Source organism: Streptomyces diversicolor (genome assembly GCF_057537855.1).
This window is the reverse complement of the sequence record NZ_BAAJXA010000014.1, coordinates 201,952-224,403: the sequence shown is the minus strand read 5'-3', so window position 1 is coordinate 224,403 and position 22,452 is coordinate 201,952. Positions and strand designations below refer to the sequence as shown.

The window sequence follows — 22,452 nt, the reverse complement described above, 5'->3', positions numbered from 1 at the left end:
CGGGTTAAAACTCAAGCAAAGGGGCGCGGGGAACTGCGCGACCAGCCACAACGCCCCCGCAGCCAACCAACGACGGGCCGCCCCCCAAAGGGGCACGGGGCTGCATCAACATGCGGCTCCGCCGCGCGGGCGCAACCAGCCACAACGAAGCCGCAGAAAACCGACGGCACAGCCCGCCACACCCGGCAGAGCGCGCCGCCGGCGACCGGCAGAGCGCGCCGCCGGCGACTGTCACCCCACCGCGAGCAGGATCACCAACAGCACCGCACCGGCCACCGCCGGCACCAGGACCTCGTAAGCCCAGCGCACCACGACCTCACCCTGAGCACCGGCCGCGGCCTCCCGCCGCTCCAGCACCTCCCGCAGATCCTCCACAACCTGATCCCCCTCGGCCCGCCCCGCAACGGAGGCCCCGGCGCCGAGCCCCGTGCCCGGCCCGCCGGACCGGCCACCGCCGCCGTCGCGCGTCGCGGCCTCGGACCGGGCCTGCCGCCGGGCGGCCCTCTTGCGGGCCCGCAGCGAGACCGGGACGGCCCACAGCTGGTACTTGGTGCCGGACTTCGCGACGACCTCGTTCGAGTAGCCGGAGCGCAGGGCGGCGATCTCGCCCCAGGGCAGGGTGATCACCCGGAACGGGTTGCGCACCCGCAGCCGGTCCTCGCCCGCGTACACGGCCGGGCGCAGGGTGAAGGCGACCACCAGCGGCACCACGAGGATCATGGTGGCGAGGGCCAGCCAGGGGGTCCGGCCGTGCCCGTTGAACAGCGCGTCGAAGCCGAGCCACAGGATGATGGCGAGCATCACCACCCCACCGGCGATCGCCCCGGACGACCGGTGGACCCGGTCCTCGGCGGTGGGCACCGGCGGCTGCGGCTCGGATGGCTGGTGGTCCGGGGTCGTCATGGCACCGATTCTGCCCGACGCCGCCGGCGGCGCTCATCCGCGGTACCGGGGCGGAGGCGGGGCCGCGGCCCGGGTCCGGGGCCGGTCCGGGGGCTGTACAGCCGCTACGCGCGTAGATATGCTCGTCTGGTGACCATGCCCACCTCTGCTCCCACAGCGCAGGCTCTCGCCGACGTGACCGCGTCCGACAGCACGCTGCGCCGCTTCCTGCACGGGCTGCCCGGCGTCGACGCGGTCGGCCTGGAGGCGCGCGCCGCCTCGCTCGGCACCCGATCCATCAAGACCACCGCGAAGGCGTACGCCATCGACCTCGCCATCTCGATGGTCGACCTGACGACGCTGGAAGGCGCGGACACCCCGGGCAAGGTCCGGGCGCTCGGCGCCAAGGCGGTCCACCCGGACCCGACGGACCGTACGACCCCGACGACCGCGGCCGTCTGCGTCTACCCCGACATGGTGGCCGTGGCCAAGGAGGCCGTCGCCGGCTCGGGCGTCAAGGTCGCCTCGGTCGCCACCGCCTTCCCGGCCGGCCGTGCCGCGCTCGACGTCAAGCTGGCCGACGTGCGTGAGGCCGTCACCGCGGGCGCCGACGAGATCGACATGGTCATCGACCGGGGGGCGTTCCTCGCCGGGAAGTACCTGAAGGTGTACGACGAGATCGTCGCGGTGAAGGCGGCCTGCGGGACGTCCGCCCGGTTGAAGGTCATCTTCGAGACGGGCGAGCTGTCGACGTACGACAACATCCGGCGGGCGAGCTGGCTCGGCATGCTGGCCGGTGCCGACTTCATCAAGACGTCGACGGGCAAGGTGGCGGTGAACGCGACCCCGGCCAACACCCTGCTGATGCTGGAGGCGGTGCGCGACTTCCGGGCCCAGACCGGTGTGCAGGTCGGTGTGAAGCCCGCCGGCGGCATCCGCACCAGCAAGGACGCGGTGAAGTTCCTCGTCCTGGTCAACGAGACCGCCGGTGCCGACTGGCTGGACAACCACTGGTTCCGCTTCGGCGCGTCCTCGCTCCTGAACGATCTGCTGATGCAGCGTCAGAAGCTGGCCACCGGCCGCTACTCCGGCCCCGACTACGTAACGGTGGACTGACCCATGGCATTCGAGTACGCTCCCGCGCCCGAGTCGCGCGCGATCGTCGACATCGCCCCGTCCTACGGCCTCTTCATCGACGGCGAGTTCGTCGAGAGCGCGGGCGGGGATCTCGCCAAGACGGTCTCCCCCTCCACCGAGGAAGTGCTCAGCGAGTACACCCAGGCCACCGCCGAGGACGTCGACCGGGCGGTGCGGGCCGCCCGCAAGGCGTTCGAGAAGTGGTCGGCGCTGCCCGGCGCCGAGCGCGCCAAGTACCTCTTCCGCATCGCGCGCATCATCCAGGAACGCAGCCGCGAGCTGGCGGTCCTGGAGACGCTGGACAACGGCAAGCCCATCAAGGAGACGCGCGACGCGGACCTCCCTCTGGTCGCCGCGCACTTCTTCTACTACGCGGGCTGGGCGGACAAGCTGGACCACGCCGGTTTCGGTCCGTCGCCGAGGCCGCTGGGCGTGGCCGGCCAGGTCATCCCGTGGAACTTCCCGCTGCTGATGCTGGCGTGGAAGATCGCCCCGGCGCTCGCCACCGGCAACACGGTGGTCCTCAAGCCCGCCGAGACGACCCCGCTGTCCGCGCTGTTCTTCGCGGACATCTGCCGTCAGGCGGGCCTGCCCGCGGGCGTCGTGAACATCGTCACCGGCGACGGCCGCACCGGCGCGGCCCTCGTCGCGCACCCCGACGTCGACAAGGTGGCCTTCACCGGCTCCACGTCCGTCGGCAAGGAGATCGCCCGCACGCTCGCGGGCACCCGCAAGAAGCTCACCCTCGAACTCGGCGGCAAGGGCGCGAACATCGTCTTCGACGACGCCCCCCTCGACCAGGCGGTCGAGGGCATCGTCACCGGTGTCTTCTTCAACCAGGGCCAGGTCTGCTGCGCGGGCAGCCGACTGCTGGTGCAGGAGTCGATCCACGACGAGCTGCTGGAGTCCCTGAAGCGCCGCCTGTCGACGCTGCGTCTCGGCGACCCGCTCGACAAGAACACCGACATCGGCGCGATCAACTCCGCCGAGCAGCTGGCCCGGATCACCGCGCTGGCCGAGCGGGGCGAGGCGGAGGGCGCCGAGCGCTGGTCCCCGGCCTGCGAACTCCCGTCGTCGGGCTACTGGTTCGCCCCGACGCTCTTCACGAACGTCAGCCAGGCGCACACCATCGCGCGCGAGGAGATCTTCGGCCCGGTGCTGTCGGTCCTCACCTTCCGCACCCCGGAGGAGGCCGTCGCCAAGGCCAACAACACGCCGTACGGCCTGTCGGCGGGCATCTGGACGGAGAAGGGCTCGCGGATCCTGGCGGTCGCGAACCGGCTCCGGGCGGGTGTCGTGTGGTCCAACACGTTCAACAAGTTCGACCCGACCTCGCCGTTCGGCGGCTACAAGGAGTCGGGCTTCGGCCGCGAGGGCGGCCGCCACGGCCTGGAGGCGTACCTCGATGTCTGACGAACGACTGTCCGTCTTCAAGACCTACAAGCTGTACGTGGGCGGCAAGTTCCCGCGTTCCGAGAGCGGCCGGGTGTACGAGGTGACCGACTCGAAGGGCAAGTGGCTGGCGAACGCGCCCCTTTCCTCCCGCAAGGACGCCAGGGACGCGGTGGTCGCCGCCCGCAAGGCGTTCGGCGGCTGGTCGGGCGCGACGGCGTACAACCGGGGCCAGGTCCTCTACCGGGTCGCGGAGATGCTGGAGGGCCGGCGGGAGCAGTTCGTGCGCGAGGTCGCCGACGCCGAGGGCCTGTCGAAGGCCAAGGCGAGCGCCGTGGTGGACGCGGCCGTCGACCGCTGGGTCTGGTACGCGGGCTGGACCGACAAGATCGCCCAGGTGGTGGGCGGCGGCAACCCGGTCGCGGGCCCGTTCTTCAACCTGTCCTCCCCCGAGCCGACGGGCGTGGTCGCCGTCGTGGCCCCGCAGGAGTCGTCGTTCCTGGGCCTGGTGTCGGTGCTCGCCCCGGTGATCGCGACCGGCAACACGGCCGTGGTGGTGGCCTCCGAGAGGTCGCCCCTCCCCGCGCTCTCCCTCGCCGAGGTGCTGGCCACCTCGGACGTGCCCGGCGGTGTCGTCAACGTGCTCTCCGGCCGTACGGCGGAGATCGCCGCGCCGCTGGCCGCGCACCAGGACGTCAACGCGATCGACCTCGCCGGCGCGGACGAGGCGCTGGCGAAGGACCTGGAGATCGCGGCGGCCGACAATCTGAAGCGCGTCCTTCGTCCACAGCCTGTGGATTACTTTGAGACGCCCGGAACCGAGCGGCTGACGGCGTTCTTGGAGACGAAGACGGTATGGCACCCGACGGGGGCACTGGGCGCGTCCGGTTCCTCTTACTGACCATCACTCACCGCTGCAGGGCGGCAACCCCGTGAACAGGGCCGCGGCTCCTCTCCGTCCGGAGGAGTCCGCGGCCCTCCTGCCAGGTTGCCGACTCATTGCCCCAACGCGGTCCGCGTCGCACCACCATGCCGCGTGACTCTCGGCCGGCAGTCGACCTTGACCGTCCCTCTGGCGAATGCTTCGTCCGTGGCCTTCCCCGACCACACGTACGCTTCCCCAGGCCTGAGCGCCGCCAGCTTCTCGGCGTTGAGTCCCGACAGGGCCGCGTTGACCTTCTGCAGATGCTTCAGCCAGGCCGGCGACGTGAACCGGTGCAGCACCATGTGGGTGGAGAGCTCGATGAGCTCCGACGGCACGGAGGGCGGATCCTGGCTGGCGACGAGCACGGACATCCCCTTGTGCCGCATTTCGCGCACACTGGAGACCAGCCCCGTCACCAAGTCGCCGCTGTCGGCGTATTTGTGCGCCTCATCAAAGACAACCAGCTTGTTGAAGGGACGCCCCCCGTCCGTCGCCTCCGAGAACAGATGCATCAGCACGACGAACAGGCTCAGTGCGTCGCTCTTCTCGATGTCGTCGGAGCGCAGGTCCACAATGATCAGACGGCCCGGCCGCGCAAGGTCCTTGATCCGCGCGGAATCGTCGATGAAATCGCCTGCGAGATCGAGCCGTTCTCTGGCCCTTCGTTTCAGATGCTCCTCAAGTGTCGACTCCTCGACTCCGCGACGGACCGCCTCCAGGGTCAGGTCGGCGCGGTTGGCCTTGATGATTCTGCCGATCTGCCGGATGTAGCCGGACTGGTTGCCGACGGCTCCCATGAGGAACTTCCAGTGAGCGATCTTCAGCTCGGACGCGGCGAAAGCCAGGGGACGCACGAGAACACCCGGGTATCGGGCTTGACGCTCCTCCACGTACTCCTCGGGAACCAGCAAGACGACGTCGGAGAGACCAGCAGGCTGCGCTCCATACCGGCGGCGCAAGGCCTCCCGTTGACCCTCATCATCGTTGGCGTGGATCACGCTCAGGAACTCGGGCTCGTACTCCGAGGTCTCGCTGTAATGGAAGACGACGCTCGCCAGAGGGCTCACCAGACGGTTGACCCCTGGGACTGGCAAGCTCGCCATTTCCAGCACCGAGCCCAAGGTGTAGCTCTTGCCGCCGCCCTGCACTCCGAACAAGCTGATCGCGTGTGTCTCGTTGAGGTCCAGGGCAACGGTGCGGCCCGCACTCACGCCGAGGAGACCGAATTGCGGGGACGGTCGCGAGACACCAAGGACGATGTCGGGGTCCTTGGTCTCCGAGGCACTGGATGAATCAGCGGTTGAGCCATCGGGTGCACTGTCCCCCGGGCTGGGTTCGTCGGCGGCGTCCTCGTGGTCGTCCAGGTTGCCCTCCGCCTCAATCCGCTTGTCCTCCTGTGCGGCCTCGGACTCGACAGCGGCTGCCGTGGCATCGACGACCACAGCGTCGACGGCCTCCGGTAGCTCCGGCGCGGCCTCGTCGGGATCGTCGGGCAGAGGGGCCAGTTCCTCAGGAATCGCCCGAGCACGTGCGCGTGGGCGTAGCTGGACAGTGGCCGTGACCGGAACGGGATCCCCATTCTGCGCACTGAGGTCCTCCAAGCCCGGCAGGACCGGCTCGTGTGCTGCGGAGTCCCGTCCAGCGTTCTCCGGGGCGTTGCGGTATTCCGTCTCGATGTCGTCGAGCAGCCGCACCGCGTGGTCGCGGCCGATCCGGTGGAACGCCACCCCTTCCTCGTCATCGGTGTCGAAACCATCCCTGGAGAGGTCGAACACAAGGCCGGTGCGCGTGAATTCGAGGCGGTAGCCGTGGTCGAGGCGATCCAGCAGCCAGCGGGCCTCGGCCATCGCGCGCTCGCCGAAGAGACCGTAACGGCCCGCGCGGGAAAGATACTTCTCCAGCAGCGTGCGCAGCGCCACGTTCTGCAACGGGCGGTCTGTACGACCTCGTACCGGATCGAACCGCTTGGCGATGATCCGCTCGGTGTTTTCCGTCTGGCGGATGATGTGCTGGCGTTTGCCCTGGTAGGCACCGAGGCCACCGCCCGTGTGGCACTTGATCTCCAGCAGTCGGCACACGACGGTGCGCCGCTCGGCGTCGAGGTCGAACAGGGCGAGGTCGGTGCGCTGGAGCCGCACCTCGGTGTCTCCGGCCGCCGCCCGGCCGCGTTCCTCCTCGTAGAGCTCGGGGTGGGCGTCGAGGGGGATGAGGATCTGGTCGCGCAGCGCGTCTCGGGCACCGAGGTACCGGCGTGCGAGGGCCAGGCCGAGGACCTCGGTGCGCTGGTTCTCGCCGAGCGCCGCGAGCTTGAACACGAGGCTGCCGGACAATTCCCGTAGCTGGTCGAAAAAGGTCCGGATGTGCCGTTCGGGGATGGCGAGCGACCGGTCGGCGAGCACCGGGCCGAGCAAGGCGCGCATCTCGTCCAGCGACCGGGAGGAGACCACGATCTGATGGCCGAGCCCGCCATAGGACGTGGTGGTGTGGTCGATGACGTATTCGGTGCGCCCACGCCGTCCGTGGTCGAAGTACTCCGCTCCAAGGGTGCGGTCCACCGTGACGACCCAGTCGCTCATCCGGTGCACGTCGTGCAGGAGGGCCCGGTCGTCCGGGGTGAGGCGGACCGTTATCTGCGGCAGCATCCCTGGCTGGTGTTCGCCCGCGCTGGCCGCGACCAGGGCGGCGGACAGGGTCCTGGGCAGAGCCGCGAGCAGGTCGCCGGTGGTTTCGGCACCGGCCACGGGGTCGGTGAGGCCGTGGCGCGGCCGACGGGTCCACTCGACGCCTTCGTCGTCCTCCCGATAGTCGCCGCTCATCTCCTGGACAAGCCCGTGCACGGCGACCCGTCCGGTGCCATCGCGGCCGGGCGCGATGTCGTGGCTCTCTCCGCCGAAGGGGTTGAACAGGAAGGTGAGGTGAGCAGGGAAGTCGTCGGCGGCTCCCAGGAGTTCCGTGGCGTCGCGGATCACTACCGACAGTTTGGGCCTCAGTGGATCCCCGGGGGTGGCGAAGGCCTCCGCGGCGACGGAACGCGGACCGCTCGCAGGGACCATCAGGTCGGTCAGCGCGGAAGCCGTCCACGGGTCGTCGGGCGCGGTGGCGAAGAGCCGCACCGTGTAGTGGAGGTGGGACAGGTGGCGGCGCTCCTGGAGGGCGACCAGCATGTCGGCGAGAAGTTCGCCGTGGCCGGCGCCGAGCGCGTTGATCACGAGGCTGTCGGCGTAGGGATGAAGGCGGATGTACTTCTCCACGCGATCGGCGAGTTCCACGCCGGTCACCCCACCCGCCGCTGCCGCCACGTCGATGCCGAGCGCACCCGCCACCCGGGCCAGGACCTCGCGGGGGTCATCGGCCTCGCTGGGCAGGCACACCTGCCAGTAGTCCGTCAAGGGACTGCTGGCAAAGGCGAGTTCGCCTGAATCCAGCGGTACGGCCAACGGGTAGCCCAGAGGTGCCAACTGCCGTTCCAGGCTGTCCAGCCGTGCTTTGACCACCCCCGCCGGGGCATCGTGAAGCTGTTCGAGCCAGTGGTCGGCGAGGGCCGCCTGCCCGCTCCACCACAGCATGCGCAGCGGATGGGTGGGGGCGACCAGGACGACGGTGCGCCGGCTGCCGTCCGGGTCGTGCAGGCGGACGGTGAGTGTGTCCGTGCGCAGCAGGCTGTGCAGCCGCGCCCGCCACCGATCGGTGTGCGAGGCGTTGGGCCGGTCCAGGGCTCGCAGGCAGGTGGTAACGGCTGTGAGGTACGCCTCCGCGTATGCCTCGGTGGCGGTCCGCAGCGCGCGTGGGTCCGCCCCCTCCACGACCAGGACGTCCGACGCGTCGTCCGTGGACTCCGGCACGGCAAGGTAGCCGAAGAGCTCCGCTCGCGCGTGGAGGTAGTCGGTGAAGGTTCCCTCGTCCGGGCCATCGGCGGGGTCATCGACCTGTGGACCCGTTTGCTCGTCCGTGGAAAGCCGGGCGGCCCCGGCCGCGTCCACGTTGATCTCGGGCCCTTGCAGGGTGTGCGGCGTCCGCAGGATGTGCTGCTCAGCCTCGGCCAAAAGCCGCGGCAGATCGATGGTGACCAGCCCGGCGGGTCCGAACGAGGCGCGCAGCGAGCGGGACTTCACGCTGGTGCCGCGGGGGCCCCAGCCGATCTCGCGGCACTGCACTCGCGTGGGGTCACGACCTTCGGCGAGCGCCGTGAAACGCAGCCGGTTGATCGCCTGGGCAAGGCCCGGCGCATGGTGGCCACGGGGGGTGGGCGGCTCGTCGAACTCGCCTCCAGGGACGACGTAGAAACGGTCGCTCTCGTACGGGCGGCGGCCTGCCGTCTGCCCGCTGCCCGCGGCGTGCATGGGGTCGTCGTTCCCGTCGAGCGGGGTGACACGGACGAAGTGCCAGCCTTCCTCCCAGTCCGGCGCGCGGCGCCCCTTGCGGAGTTTGATGCTCGCCTTGTACTGCGGCTTGATCCGAGGGCCGACGGGGACGGTCACGGTCAGCCCGGTCGGGCTGACCAGCGGGGCACCCGTGTCACCGCCGTCCTCGTCTCCGGGCTCGTCGCCGGTTTCGGCGCAGATCTCGACCTTGAAGCGCCTCAGGCCCGTGATGCCCCGCTGGCCGCGGTCCACGGAGAAGGTGACCGGGAGGGAGGGAAGGCCGCCGGGCAGGAGGTAGGGCTGGCCGAAGAGCCGGTCGAGGGCGGGGTGGTTGCGCTGGTCCTCCGCGTTCTCCCCGGCCTTGGGCAGGGCCGTCAGGTCGTCGACCTCAATGCGCACGGTCTGGTCGGCCGGGTCGTGTTCCTGCGGCCAGTGGTGGAAGGCGAGCGGCCAGTTGTCCGGGTCGGCTGCGATGGCCCGGCACCAGTGCCGGGGGTCGGACAGGCCGGTGGCCGCTGCGAAGTCGACGAGACGACGCAGGAAGCGCTGGTGTTCGTCGGAGTTGCGGGGCAGACCGAGGGCTAGGACACGCTGCCGGTCGGTGGCGGGGCCGTCTGTGAGTTTCGCGACGGTGCGCCGATTGCGTTGGATCTTGGTGACGAGCAGGGAGGGGTCGGTGAAGAGCTGGAAGTCCGGGATGAGGCCCAGCAGGTGGACCGCGGCTCCGGCGGCCTGTGGATCATGCTGGTTCTCGCGCAGGGTGAGCAGGTAGCGGGCCGCGTCCCGGTCCGAGGCGTCGGACGTCTCGGCGAGGAGCCGTTCGACGCTCGTGCGCAGCGGTTCGGGCACGTCCTTGAGTAGATTCCGCCTGAGCCGGGCGTGCACCTCGTGGAGGGAGACCTCCTCGAAGGTGGCGACCGAGAAGGAGTCCTCCGCGCTGGCCTTGGTTCCGGGCGGTACGAACACCAGGAGCGGAGGCCTGAGGCGCCCTCGCTCGTCGGGGTTGCGCAGTTCGACGAGCTTGGTGCTGGTGATGGACGTCGCGTCACCGCCGTCCGCAGGGCCGGCCGCGAGCACGTGCACCTGGGCGTCGGGGACGGCCTGGCGCAGACCGAGAGTGAGGCGGGCGGCGAGTTCGGCGTCGAGCCCGCCGACCCGCATGCAGTGACCGGCCTCGCGGGCGCGCAGCAGGTCGGCGAGGCCTGGCAGTGCGACGTGTTCGAGCGCGCGCCGCCAGTCGGTCTCGGTGATCTCCACCAGTCCTCGTGTCATGGTCCTGTCTCCCCCGTCTCCCTCTTGCCCCTGCGGTCCATACCGCCCGTGCGCTTCCTCTTACCGTCCGCCCGTGGTCACCGTGCCGTCCTCGGCGATGGAGAACCTCGGGGTGATCACCTGGGTGAGATAGGCGTCCGACAGGTCGTCGTAGCAGCCGATCTCCCGCATACGCGTGGTGAACGCCTCGGCGTTGGCCCTGAGGGCGGACTCCTCGTCCAGCCCCGCCGGGCCGAATCCGTCGGCGGTGGGCAGACGGTCCACGTACAGCCCGTACCGATCGCGCAACAGGGCGAGGAACTCGTCCAGCCGAAGCGAAACGGTGTGGTGGGTGTACGGGGAGGAGCTGCCGCGGGAGTTGAGACGCAGGAGCGCCACCTGAACCAGCACCTCCAGCAAGGCGCTGTCGAGGACGAAGCGGCGTCGGCCTCCGTGGGGTTGCGTGATGGCGGCGCCGGGGCGGTTCTTGAGTAGCAGGGAGTCGATGGTGTCGATGATGTACTTGTGGTGGTAGGGCCCCCGATAGGCCATCAGGAGTTCGAGGTACTTCTCGAAGGGGGCGAGCCCCATGGACTCGTCCAGCAGTGGCCGGACCTCTTCGGGCTGCTCGCTGACCGGGGTGTCGTCCAGGATCGCGGTCAGCCGGGAACCGAAGAACTCGTCGCGCGTCTTGCGGTACGCGTCCGTGCCGAAGCGGAGAAGCTCGGGCACGGTGAAGTGCCCGGACGAAGGGCGGCCCTCCTTGCCCTGGCCGACGAGGTGTTCGGCGAACTCGTCCAGCTTCCGGACGGTGTAGGCGGCGCGCACGAAGTCGGGGATGCGGCGTAGCCAGTGCTCGGCGCTCTGTTCGGCGAGCGCGGCAGCGGGGGTGCCGGGTACTCCGGCGACATCCACGAAGAGCCCGATACGGAAAGGGCATCCCGCCAGCGGGTCCCGCGCGGTGGCGGAAGCCGGGCAGCGATCGTGTCCGCAGGCCGGGTCAGCCGCCGACCGCGCCACGGCCACGGGCAGCAGTTTCATCGTCTTGAACTGGGCGAGAGCGAGGTGAAACGCGAAGAGGATCTTCAGGTACTCGACCATGGTGATGCGAGGCAGCAGATCCTTCAGGGACAACAGGCGCACAACGTCGTCGGCGAGCAGATCGGCCTGCCCCACACACAGCGGGGGTGCCGAGTACCAGCCCTTGATGGTGTGCGGACTGTCCGCCTTCACCTGGCTGTTGAGGTGCAGTACCGCCTGGGTCTCGATGTCCACGGGCGTCTTCTGCGCGGGGACGGAGGCCGCCGTGCCGAGACCGGTGAAGAAGAACGCGCGAAGCTGCTCCAGCGCGAGGGCGCCCAGCGGGCCGCGCGCGTGCCGCAGCATCTCGTACAGCTGGGCGTCAGCGCCGTAGGGCCGGGAGTGGTAGCTGCTGCGGAACTTGTAGGTGAGGCCGTGCAGCGGGCGCAGACCGGCCACCGCCTGGGTGGGCCTGCCCCGGTTGACCACGTCCAGGAGCTGGGTCTCCACCCAGCGCCGGGCCATGTCGGGGTGGTCGGCGAAGCCCTGGAAGCGGTCGGCATTGCCGGTGTCGGTGAACTCGGCCGCGAATTCCTTGGCGGACAGGTCGTTGCGTCGCACCAGGCGACTGGTGAGGCCCTTGTGGTTGAGCCGCATGAGGAATCCGGTCAGCACCCGGTCCATCTGCACGCGCTTGAAGTCCAGGTAGGAGACGCCGAGGTGCTTGAACTCGGTGTCACGGCGGCGCAGTGCCATCAGCGTGCTCCTTCCGGGGCCGGATCCGAGTCCCGGTCCGGGTCCGGAGCTGTGTTTGGTCGAGCGGGAGCCAGGCGCAGGGCACCGTCCGGCAGCCGGCGCAGCCGGTAGGGCGGCGATCCGGGTGCGTTGAGGAGAACTTCCTGGTAGGAGGTGGCGGCCAGGGCGTTCTTGAAGACGGTCAGGGCGAGGTTCTGGCCCTGGCGATCCTCGACGCCTGGCTGGTGTCCGCGGTGCAACCGGTCGAGCAGCTCGTACAGGTCGAGGCGGACCGTCAGTTGGGCACGGTGAGCGCGACCGTCCTCGGGGTGGTGGCGTACGACGAGTTCGCGGGGGCTAGTCTCGACGTACGGCGAAGCCGACGGGCCGTCGACGCCGATGGTGAAGTGCTCGGCGGGGAACAGCCGGTGGCTGCGTACCGTGCCGCCGGGGACGGCCCGCACCTGCAGCGCGAGGTCCCGGCCGCCGTCCTGGCCGAGCCCCCGGGGCATGCCCTCGCCACGGCTGACGGCCTCGATGAGCCGGGTCAGTTCCTCGTGACCGGGCTGTCCGCCGGCCAGCAGGCGCAGAAAGCGGTCGGCTGCCTGGTAGGGCAGGAGGCTTCGCCAGCGGGCGTCGTCGAGGCTTTCGAAGTAGAAACGGCGCCGGGCGGCGGCGAGGTAGGCGCGGTGGGCGGAGATCTGGGCGCTGTCGGCCTGGTGGGTGCGGGGCAGGGCCTCGAAGGCATCGGTGAGGAGCCGTTCGTCGAGATCGCCGCGCTGGTCGAAGGAGACGAGGGTGTGTCCGGCGGCCGGGCCGGTGTAGTCGAGCTTCCGGTCCAGCTGGGGATCGGGGACGGCGGCGACGTCGAGGTCGCGCAACTGGGCGAGGAGCCGGTCCCGTTCGTCCCGTCGCGGGGCGTCGGCGGGTGTCCGGCCGGGACGGGCGCCGGTACGCGTGCCCGTCCCGGGGATGCCGGTTCGGGCTCCCGCCTGCGTACCCGGGTGGCTTCCGGTGTGGATGCCGGTCCAGCTGGTGAAGTACAGGCTGTCGAGGATCTCCTGCGTGGCCTCGGGTTCCTCGCGCGCGTACAGGGTGTGGATCTCGGCGCAGTCGCGGCCGGAGGTGAGGGTGTAGGCGAGGGCGGAGCGCAGGTCCCGGAGGGTGATGTGAAGGCGTCCCCGCAGGTGGGCCATGCGGAAGAGGGTGGCGAGGCGATCGGTGACCTGCGGGCCGGCAGTGGGGTGGGAGAAGGTGCGGGCGTTGTGCAGGGCGTAGCAGCGCGGGGCGAGCACGCAGGAGCCGCAGGCCTGCCAGTACCGTTCGTCGGTGAGTGCGGCGACCATGCGGTGCATGACCGATCCGGTGCCGTCGGGGTCGGCGAGGACGTCACGGGCGTTGAGGTTGACCACGGCAACACCGTGGGCGGCACGGCCGGTGGTCAGCCCCTCCCGGACGGTGTCCGCGAGCAGCGGGTAGCGCTCCTGGTGCCGGGTGACGAAATCGACGAGACGGCCCTCGTTCACGGCGACGAGCCGGGTGACGTCGTCGGGCCATGCCTCCGCGTCGGTGCCCTGGTAGGAGGCGAGGAAGGTGTCGAGAACGGTGTCGTTGTCGGTGTCGCCCTCGTCCTGGCTGCCGTCGTGGTTGGTGTGGAAGGAGCGGCCGTCGAGAGTGAAGTCGTCGCCGTTGGCACGTGCTTCACCGAATCGGGCGCCGCGTCGGCGTGCTTCGTCGGCGAGGTGTTGGAGAAACGCGGTCTTGCCGTCCCCGGCGTTTCCCGTGATGAGGACGAGGCGGTGACGGCCCGCGAGGACGTCGGGGCGCAGCCGGTTGTCCAGGGCGGTCGCGACGTAGAGGGGGTAGCCGGCCGGGTCGAGGCCTCGGGTGCCCGCGTTGGTTCGGGCGTTCTGGCTGTAGAGCGTCTGAAGGTGGCTGACGAAGGGGTTGGAATCGGCCTGAGCCGGGTCGCCGTCGGCGGCTGCGGGCCGCGGCGGTTCCTCCGGGTCCGAGGCGGGCGGCACGAGACGCACCTCGCGGACGGCGGCGAGGGCGGCGCGGAACTCCTCGGCGTCTCGGTACCGCTCGTAGCGGCGGGGGGCGAGAGCGCGCAGCAGGACAGCCGTGAAGCCGGGGTCGAGGTCGGCAAGACCGGGCAGCCGGCGCGGGTCGAGGGGCTGCCCGCCGCGTGGTGGGGTGCCTCGGCCCTGCCACGGATAGCCGCCGGTGAGCGCCTCATAGGCGGAGATGCCGAGAGCGAACAGGTCGAGGTCGGTGAGTTCCTCGCGGCTGGGCCGGGTGAGGCCGGTGGCCTCGGGGGCGAGGTAGCGGGGGGAGCCGAGGGTCGGGGTCAGGGTGGAGTCGGCAGAGACGGCCGCGTTGAAGTCGAGGATGCGGGCGCCGTCGGCGGTCCACAGCAGGTTGCTGGGCTTGATGTCGCAGTGGAAGACACCGCCCGCGTGCAGATGGGCGAGGCCGGCGAGACAGTCGTCGAGGAGCTTGCGCACGTCCGCGGGGCCGAGGGGGCGGCCCTGGTCGAGGACGCGCTTGAGGTCCTGCCCCTCGGCGTACTCCATGCGCAGGTAGGGGAAGCCGCCCTTGGGCAGGAACTCGGCGTCGATGAGACGCACGAGGTTGGGGTGCGGGCCGATCCTGCGCAGGATGCGGTACTCGCTCTCCAGGCGTTCCCGTACGGACTCCCGGTCCCTGGTGATGATCTTCAGGACCTCGTCGGTGTCGTCGAGGGTGTTGAACACCCGGTAGACGACCCCGAACTGCCCGTGCCCGAGCCGGGAGCGCACCCGGAACTTCTCGGTGAGGCGGAACCCCTCAGGCAGGTCGGTGTAGCTGTGCGAGTCGGCCCAGTCGAACGGGTCACCGGATTCCTCACGCTCCCCGCGCCGGACCTGGGCACGAGCACGGCCCTTGTCGGCGCTGTCGAGACGCCGGATGGCCTCGCGGGCGGGCGGCCTGGCAGCCGGGTCGGCGGACAGCAACTCACGGATGATCGCCTTGAGCTCGGGGTCGATCCGGTCGACATCGTCGAGGCTGTCGAGCGGGGTGCCGCCCGCGCCAAGGGCCGGTTCCTCCCCGGTGTACAGCTCATGAAAGAGCACTCCGGCCGCGTACAGGTCGGTGGCCGGGGAGAAGACCCCGGGCCGCTCATGGCACTCTGGGGCGAGATAGGCTGGCGACTGGTGCGCGTACGCCTCGATGCCCCGGGACTCGTCACGCGGGCGCGGCGGCCCGGGGTGGGCGTAGTCGAAGCCGGTGAGCATGGCGGTGCCGTTGCGCCCGATGAGCACGGTGTCCGGGCTGAGGTAGCGGTGGACGACCCGATGGGCGTGCGCGATGGCGAGACCGCCGAGCACTCCGTCGACCACACGCCGCCTGGCGTCGGCGCCGAGCGTGCTCTGTCCCCGGGCGTCGAGCCTGACCCGCAGCGCCTCGGCGTGCACGTCCTTCAGGACGACGGCGTACCCGTCCCCCTCGTCGAGCCGGAAGGACGTCTCGCACGGCACGATGTACGGGCTGGACGGCAGCTTGCTGAGGGCCTGGACCGGGGTGCCGATGCGCGCGTAGGCCGTGGACCGCGCGCCCTCGGGCAGCAGCGGGTCGACGGCGTGCGCCTGGAGGATGCGTGTCCCCGACCGCGGCTGGTCGGCCAGCCGCACTCGGTACACGGAGACACGGCGGGCCGGATCGCCGTCCTGGTCGGCCAGGTCGGCGGGGGACGCCTCGTACAGGGTCTCCACGACCTCATAGTGACCGAACCGGCGCGGCCCGGACGGCGGCCGGGTCTCCGCCTGGAAGACACGGGCGATGTCGTCACGCAGCGCGGAGATGTCATCGCCGCCGGGGCGCCTGCCGTGCCCGGGCGGCCGGTGCCGTTGGAGGAAAGACACCAGTTCGTCGAGGTGATACGTGCTCACCTCGTCGCGGCCGTCGGGGTCGTGCAGCGTGGCGCCCGGATACGGCAGGATCACCAGCCCCTCGCACCACACCGACCCGAGCCCTGCGCTCGCCGCCCGGGACCGCGTCAGCAGGTCACCGGCGACCCGCGCGTGGTTGCGGATCTTGCGCGCCGGGCTGGGGAACGGCGCCCCCTGCGGATACCAGCGCCCGCCCCGCACCTGGACCCGGCCGTGCACACCCTTGGTGTCGGCCACATAGACGGCGTGATCCGCGATGATCGCCAGGTCCACCTCGAACATCGGACGCCCCGGCCCGTACGGCAGCTCGAAGTTGGCCACCACGATCCAGTCGTCCGGCGCCTGCTCCCGCAGATGGCGCAGCACCATGCGCTCGGCCTCGTTGGCCGGCTCCCCGATCGGGATGATCCGCGCCATCGCTCTGCCCCCGCTCCCCGTTCCCCGCCGTGAGTGTCCCGCTGTGCTCACACACCCAGGCATCCCCTCGGCATATGCACCACCACCTGTGTCACGGGACACTCTAAAACGGCCCACTGACAAGGGGCCTGGATTCCGTCACACAGAGGTCGTCCGCCGGTCACTCGGCGTCGTTCACAGCTTCTCCCCTCTGCTGCGGGCGTTCGCGTCTGCTACACGTGCCCGCAGCAGCGCCTTCGCCTGATCACGGTCCTGCCACGGCTGTACGTCACCGGGGAGAGCCGTCCACTCCGTACCACCACCGACCGGGCGCAGCCACACGAACCCATCAAGGTGGTCCATGACGATTCCGCGCTTCTCCCGCCGTGTGTCGTGGGCAAGTTGACCGACCGGCAGGCGCCGCTCCTCACGCGCGGCCCGCTCGGCGGCCCGTTCCTCGGCGTGCGTCTGCGCGGCGGCGGTCACGGCCGCGCGGTCGGGGCGGGGGCGACGGGCGGTACGCGCGGTTCCGTCCGTCGACTTACGGGCTCGGGATGCCAAGGGTGCCTCCTGTGTTCGCAGCGGGGGCGGAGGAGACCCCGAGCTGCTCGTTCTCACTGTTCGCACACTCAGCGTCACGGGCGGGGCGGTCGTTGAACAGGATGACGGTGTTCCAGGACGGGTTTGGGAACAGCCCTCACCTGCCGGAATTCACTGTTCGCGCCCACACTGTCACCCACCGAAACTACCGTGGACAGGGTGCCGACATCCCATCGGGGACACGGAACGGAACGGCACGGCCCATCCATACGGCAAGGGAGCATCGCCATGACCCAGCCCGCCCGCGACCTCGACGCGGCCCGCTCCGCACGCGACCTGTACGGCGTGGAGCTGCGCCGTCAACGCCAGCTAGCCGGGCTGTCGTTGGACCGGCTGTCGGACATCGTCAACTACAGCAAGACGCACCTGCACGGGGTGGAGACGGGGGAACGGCTTCCGCTGTCACCGATCTCGGAGAAGCTGGACGTCGCGTTGGGGACGGGGGAGTTGTTCCAGGGGTTGTGGGGGGCGGTGAAGCGGGAGCATACGCCTCGGCGGTTCGATCATTGCTTGGAGTTGGAGGCGAGGGCGGCGCGGATTCAGGCGTTCAACGCGAGCATCATCCCTGGGCTGCTCCAGACTCCGGCATACATGCGGGCGTTGTTTCCAGAGGGCGAGCCTGGCATGAGCCCTCAGGAGATCGAGAGCCTGGTGTCGGCCCGTCTGAGCCGACAGGAGATTCTTCGGCGTGACAATCCACCGGACTTCTGGTGGATTCTCAGTGAAGCAGCGCTGCGGCAGACCGTGGGCGGTCCAGCGGTGATGCGCGAGCAGCTCGCGGCGCTGCTGCCACTGGTCAACACGCGCCATACAACGATCCAGGTCGCCCCGTTCGATGCGGGGGCGTTCGCCCTGATGAACGGCACGCTCATCCTGCTCACGCTGCCGGACAACTCCACCACCGTGTACCAAGAAGGCCCCAGGAACGGCGAGGTCTTCGACGACCGGGAAACGGTCGCGCAGCGCGTGCGAGAGTACGATCGTATGAAAGCCAGCGCCCTCTCAGCACGGGAGTCCGCGGCGCTGATCGAAGCGACGTTGGAGAAGTACGAGCCATGCGAGTCACCCCGGACCTGAGCACCGCCCGCTGGCGCAAGTCCTCCTACAGCGGGAACCAGCAGGGCGACGAATGTGTCGAGGTCTGCGACGACTTCCCCGGCACGGTCCCCGTACGCGACAGTAAGAACACGACCGGCCCTGTCCTGATGCTGGACGGGGAAGCCTGGCAACCATTCGTCAGCGGGATCAAGAACGGCTCCCTGTAGGGCAGATACACGGAACGGGCCCTGGTGACGTTCCAGGACCCGTTCCGGAACAGGGACTCCGGCGAGCCTTTCAGCCCGTCACAGCCTCCTCAAGCTTCACGAGGGCCAAGTCCTCCTTGCGGTCGGCTTCGTCACGCTTCTTGTAGGCGGCGCGGACGGTTTTGGCGATGCGGTCGCGATCGGGCTGGGTGAGGAGAGGAATGGGCAGTTCGCGGAGCAGCTTTGTGTGGTACTCCTGCTGCTTCCCCCCGACGCTCATTGATCGCAGAACGCGGAATGCCGCCTCCGAGCGGAAGAATGCGAACAGGTAAGCCCCGGGAACGTTCACGTCCCCGCTGACAACCCGTACGAAGTCTTGACTGAACGCGTTGTCCAGCCACGATCCGGTAACCATGATCGAGCGGCCGTACACTTCGTTGTCACCCAAGGTCCCATGGGCAGCGATCAAGACCGTCTCGTCCTGTTGCAGGATGTCATCGGGCGCCTGTTCCGCACTGATCCAGCGCCCTTCCGGGCGAATCCAGAAGGACTGGCGTTGCCCAACCAGGCGGACACCGTGAGCCTGGTCCGCGTCAACACGCTTGAACCGCTTCCCGGTTCTCAGCATGCCCCCCTCACAAACCTCCCCCAACGACACACACTCCCGCTCCCCCAAGCGCTCCAGAATCGCCCGAGCCCGCGGCTGGAAGTTGAGCGCCCGAAGGCTCGTCGCCGTGACGCCGCGCTGCGCGAACCCCAGGTCCCGCCCCCGCTCATGCCACCGCAGATCCAGCAGTTCCTCGATCCCGGCCGTACGGAACAGATCCCGCGTCGCCGCCTCCAGCCCCGCCTGGAACTCCGCCCTCAACTCGGCCGCCCCCTGGACGAGCTCGTGGATCTCGTTCTCCACGGCGTCCCCGAAGCGCGGCACACGAATCTCACCGACGTGGTCGGGCGCGATGTGCTTGACGGCCGAACCGTAAATCCCGGACCTGACCAGCACCTCGCCGAATCGGCTCGACAGAAACGCGTACAGATAGCCGGACCTGATCTTGTCTTGGTCAGGTACAACCTTGATGACATCTTCCGAAGACCAGAAACCAGCCATGTCCGGGCGTACATACGACCGACGCCCTGCGTTGAAGCCCGAGCGCGAGATCAGGGTCGTACCGGCCTGGAGCTTCAGATAACGCATCCCCGGCAGCTCCGCGTCGCTCTTCCTGAGCCGAGGCAGCACACTGAGGTCCGCAACCAGCATGTCCTTGCTGCCGACGAATGGCACACTGTGCTCGGGCGCGGTGAGATACACGCGTGAGAACTGTGGTCCGCTGAAGATGCCCCCGTGCTCCACCGTGAGTTCCTTCAGCGCCGTGCTCTCCATGGGCAGCCGCTCCAACATCCGCTGAGTGGCAAACGCCCCCGACAGATAGGGCTTCGCGACAAGCCGCAGCCCCTGCCGGTCCAACCATCCCCGCCGCGCCGGATTCCCGGGTTCGGCGACCCTCACGCCGTCTCCCCCTTCTTCCAGGGGAGTTCATGCCCGTACTCCTTCAAGAACTCGCGATACGAGTCGATCACGTTGGGCCGCACGACGACATCGTGCTCGGTCCGGTCCCGCAGAGCGAAGAGGTCGTTGTCCAGGATCCGCTTGCGCCGCTTGATCTTCCGCGGCACGATGACGTTCCCGACCCAGATGTCGTCGTTCTCCAAGTACTCCTGCCACTCGTACTCGCCACGCGCGTCCCGTACCCACAACCGGTTGCCGCGCCGGTCGTGGCCGACCTTCTCGACGACGGCCATGAACACCGGGTAGTCGACGGGGCCGTACAGTTGCTCCTCCCTCTTCTCCTCCAGGGTCTTCTTCCGCAGGAACAGCATCGTGGTGAGGATGTTGACGCCGGCGCCGAACACGAAGGGCTCGACGGGGAGTTCGACGCTGGCCATCACCCAGCACTCGTCGAGGATGTACCGCCGTACCGCCTCGTCGTCGGGGCCGGGGTTGGACAGGATGCCGTTGGGCAGGACGATCCCGATGCGCCCGCCCGGCTTCACCCACTCCACGCACTTCTGTACGAACAGCCGCTCGGGCGGGACGGAGGAGGCGGGCTTGCCGCGCTTGAGCGAGCCGTCGCCCTTCTCCTTGTCCTTGCTCCAGTCGTAGGCGATGCTCGCTTGTTTCTCGCCGCCGAACTCGTCCCTCCGGAAGAGCTCCAGGGTCGGCCCGGTGACGGGGATGTCGGTACCGAAGGGCGGGTTGGTGAGCAGAACGTGGACCTGGCCGATACCGATGCGGTCCTCGCGCTCCTTGGCGGGCCCGAACCCAGGCATCTTCGTACCCGCGTAAGGGAACTTGAGCGAGTCCACCTGGAAGGTGTTGCCCTTGACCTTGGTCATCATCATCACGCCGAACGAGGCGGCGCGAGTGAGGAAGGGGTCGAAGTCCATGCCGAAGACCCGGTCCTTGGCGTACCGCGCGAGCTGCGGGCGATACTCCGTTTCCAGCTTGGCCTTCTCCTGCACGGACAGGCCCCGCCCGAAGTCGGGCAGCCCCTCCCGGTGGAGCACGTGCAGCAGGGTCTCGCGCAGGAAGCCACCGGTGCCGCAGCACGGGTCGAGAACCGTCTCGTCGAGCTGCGGGTCGAGCAGCTCGACCATGAAGCGGGTCGCGACATTCGGGGTGAAGTACTGGCCTCGATCGCCACGCAGGTTCTCGCCAACGAGTTCCTGGTAGGCGGCGCCGATCGCGTCCAGGGAAGTGCCGTGCAGGGGGTAGGTGGACAGTTCGCTGGTGATGAACGTGAGCGCGGCGTCGTTGAGGGTGAGACGGTCGTACTCGGTGAACTGCTGCTCCGCCGCGTGGGCCTCCTTGACCTCCTTGAAGAGTTCGCGTACCCGGTCGGCGACGGCCTTGCTGCCCGCGTCGCTCTCGGCGAGGGCGGCGAGTTCCGTCGTATCGACGTAGAACCGGGGCTCGCGTCCCTGCTCGCGTACCAGCTCCTCGTCGTGCAGCTTGGCGAACAGCACGTAGAGGAACTGCCAGAACGCGGCATCCTTGGGCAGGCCCTCGTTGCCGTGGATGAAGTCGTGGCAGCGGCGGAACGCGAACTTGAGCATCGTCTCGTCGGCGCTGCGCATGATGCCGAGCGAGGAGATGTTGCCCTGGGCGTCGAAGAGGCTGGCGTCGCCGCGCGGCCAGTTCGCGAGCGGCAGGTACTCGTCCTCGAAGCGGGACGGGTCACGGCGGATGAAGTAGAGGTCCTTGTCGTCCGTCCACATGCCGTACACGCACTCCGGCCCGGCCCCGTGCATGAGGTCGGCAACCTCGTCGATCTGTTCCTTGGCGCGCGCGAACGTACGGATCTTGGAGACGGTACGGCTGTCGTTGCGGGGCGGCTTGATGACGACGATCCGGCGGATGTACTCCCGCTCGTGATCCGCGCGGTGCTTGAAGATCGCGATGCTCGCCCGTTTCCACGACTTGCGGCCGGTCTTCCGGTTCTCGACCTGGATCCGGAAGTCGGCCTCCATGTCGCGCGGGTCGATGCCGTACTGATAGACGAGCGCTCGGGCGATCCGCTGCCGCACCTCCTCCATCGGCGTGTGCTTGACGACCTTGTCACCGGAGATGTAGTCGAAGATCTCGTCGTCCTGGAGCTTGCGCGGCCCGGAGCTCTCCTCCGGCGCCCCCGCCGCACGCCCCTTCCCAAACGCCGTCGCCGCCGGCTTCGGCCTCCGCTCGCCCTCCCCGGGAATGTCGAAGCCCAGCTGTTCCTCACCCATCGCGCCTGCGCCCACCTTGTCCCGTATTGCCACAATTAACCCCGCCTGCGGTCATCCGGCGGCACCGCCCAAGACTAGGCCAGCGCGGAACCGGTTCCTCACCGGTTCTTGTGGTCCGCCTCGATGTCGAGGCGCAACTCCAGTCGCGTCCCGTCCGAAAGGAGCCCCCGAGGCTCCGCAACCTGACCTCGAACACTGAATTGCTCATAAGGTGAATCTTGTGCCACCATGTGCACATGGTTGAGATCGCTATTAGCGCAGCCCGCTCCCAGCTCGGGGACCTGGTCCGCCGCGCCGCCCACGGCCGCGAGACCATCGCCCTCACCGACCACGGCCACGTAGCCGCCCTTCTCGTCTCTCCCCAAGTGATAGAGGATCTCGAAGACGCCCTCGCAGTGGCCGAGTACAAGCTGAAGAAGGAACAGGGAACGCTGGAGCCGGGCATCCCGCACGAAGAAGTCGGCCGAATGCTGGGGCTGCGGTAAGTGACCTACGAGATCATCTGGGAGCCGCGCGCCACGAACGCAGCTGCTCGGTTCCTCAAGGACGACCCGGTCGGGCTGGCCGCCGTCTATGAAGCGGTGGACACTCTGGCCACCCAGCCTCGCCCACGTGGCTCCATCCCCTACGGGTCACAAGACATCCGGCGGCTGCACGTCGGTGACTACCGGGTTCTGTACATCATCGACGACGGCGTCATCCGCATCATGGTCACCCACCTCGGCCGTACTACCTGAACCCCGACGAGGCGCCTTGCAAGGCCAGCACATCGCAGAGCCGCGCTTCCCTGCCAACCA

General features: G+C 69.2%; 14 protein-coding genes. 7 read left to right on the top strand and 7 right to left on the bottom strand.

Going from position 1 to position 22,452, the window contains the following annotated elements:
- Positions 1-231: 231 nt before the first annotated feature.
- A complete protein-coding gene (locus AC27LF_RS18995; protein WP_479657191.1) occupies positions 232-903 on the bottom strand; it encodes a PH domain-containing protein in 672 nt (223 codons plus the stop codon).
- A 135-nt stretch (positions 904-1,038) separates the two neighbouring features.
- Between AC27LF_RS18995 and deoC the strand changes: the two genes are divergently transcribed.
- The 3 genes from deoC to AC27LF_RS18980 are packed head-to-tail and all read left to right on the top strand — an operon-like array spanning position 1,039 to position 4,312.
- On the top strand, positions 1,039-1,998 hold the full coding sequence (deoC, locus tag AC27LF_RS18990) for a deoxyribose-phosphate aldolase (protein WP_388704005.1): 960 nt from the start codon (positions 1,039-1,041) through the stop codon (positions 1,996-1,998).
- Between the two features lie 3 nt (positions 1,999-2,001).
- A complete protein-coding gene (locus tag AC27LF_RS18985) occupies positions 2,002-3,432 on the top strand; it encodes an aldehyde dehydrogenase family protein (protein WP_479657190.1) in 1,431 nt (476 codons plus the stop codon).
- Entirely contained in the window at positions 3,425-4,312 is an 888-nt protein-coding gene (locus AC27LF_RS18980; protein ID WP_479657189.1) for an aldehyde dehydrogenase family protein, read from the top strand. The genes AC27LF_RS18985 and AC27LF_RS18980 overlap by 8 nt, the downstream gene beginning before the upstream one ends.
- A 95-nt stretch (positions 4,313-4,407) precedes the next feature.
- Here AC27LF_RS18980 and mads8 read toward each other — a convergent pair whose 3' ends face one another.
- From mads8 to AC27LF_RS18960, 4 genes are all read right to left on the bottom strand, one after another.
- Positions 4,408-9,969, bottom strand: a complete 5,562-nt coding sequence (gene mads8 / locus AC27LF_RS18975; protein ID WP_479657188.1) for a methylation-associated defense system ATP-binding protein MAD8 — start codon at positions 9,967-9,969, stop codon at positions 4,408-4,410.
- Positions 9,970-10,029: 60 nt separating this feature from the next.
- Positions 10,030-11,724: a methylation-associated defense system protein MAD7 gene (gene mads7, locus AC27LF_RS18970; RefSeq protein ID WP_479657187.1), complete on the bottom strand. Its 1,695-nt coding sequence runs from the start codon at positions 11,722-11,724 to the stop codon at positions 10,030-10,032.
- Complete coding sequence (gene mads6, locus AC27LF_RS18965) at positions 11,724-16,052, bottom strand: methylation-associated defense system protein kinase MAD6 (protein WP_479657186.1); 4,329 nt, start codon at positions 16,050-16,052, stop codon at positions 11,724-11,726. The genes mads7 and mads6 overlap by 1 nt, the downstream gene beginning before the upstream one ends.
- A 174-nt stretch (positions 16,053-16,226) precedes the next feature.
- The gene (locus AC27LF_RS18960) at positions 16,227-16,592 is read right to left on the bottom strand and encodes a hypothetical protein (RefSeq protein ID WP_479657185.1); all 366 of its coding nucleotides are present in this window, start codon (positions 16,590-16,592) and stop codon (positions 16,227-16,229) included.
- 267 nt (positions 16,593-16,859) lie between these two features.
- Here AC27LF_RS18960 and AC27LF_RS18955 point away from each other — a divergent pair, with 267 nt between their 5' ends.
- Both AC27LF_RS18955 and AC27LF_RS18950 read left to right on the top strand, forming a co-directional pair.
- A complete protein-coding gene (locus AC27LF_RS18955; RefSeq protein ID WP_479657184.1) occupies positions 16,860-17,708 on the top strand; it encodes a helix-turn-helix domain-containing protein in 849 nt (282 codons plus the stop codon).
- A complete protein-coding gene (locus AC27LF_RS18950; protein WP_479657183.1) occupies positions 17,687-17,896 on the top strand; it encodes a DUF397 domain-containing protein in 210 nt (69 codons plus the stop codon). The genes AC27LF_RS18955 and AC27LF_RS18950 overlap by 22 nt, the downstream gene beginning before the upstream one ends.
- Positions 17,897-17,966: 70 nt before the next feature.
- Here AC27LF_RS18950 and mads5 read toward each other — a convergent pair whose 3' ends face one another.
- Both mads5 and mads2 read right to left on the bottom strand, forming a co-directional pair.
- Positions 17,967-19,382, bottom strand: a complete 1,416-nt coding sequence (mads5, locus tag AC27LF_RS18945; RefSeq protein ID WP_479657182.1) for a methylation-associated defense system restriction endonuclease subunit S MAD5 — start codon at positions 19,380-19,382, stop codon at positions 17,967-17,969.
- Positions 19,379-21,655, bottom strand: a complete 2,277-nt coding sequence (mads2, locus tag AC27LF_RS18940) for a methylation-associated defense system DNA methyltransferase MAD2 (RefSeq protein ID WP_479657181.1) — start codon at positions 21,653-21,655, stop codon at positions 19,379-19,381. Before mads2 ends, mads5 begins: the two co-directional genes overlap by 4 nt.
- 236 nt (positions 21,656-21,891) lie before the next feature.
- On the opposite strand from mads2, the gene AC27LF_RS18935 reads away from it, so the two are divergent.
- Both AC27LF_RS18935 and AC27LF_RS18930 read left to right on the top strand, forming a co-directional pair.
- Complete coding sequence (locus AC27LF_RS18935) at positions 21,892-22,140, top strand: type II toxin-antitoxin system Phd/YefM family antitoxin (RefSeq protein WP_450499944.1); 249 nt, start codon at positions 21,892-21,894, stop codon at positions 22,138-22,140.
- Positions 22,141-22,392: a type II toxin-antitoxin system RelE family toxin gene (locus tag AC27LF_RS18930; RefSeq protein ID WP_479657180.1), complete on the top strand. Its 252-nt coding sequence runs from the start codon at positions 22,141-22,143 to the stop codon at positions 22,390-22,392. It begins immediately after the preceding gene.
- The last annotated feature ends 60 nt before the right edge of the window (positions 22,393-22,452 follow it).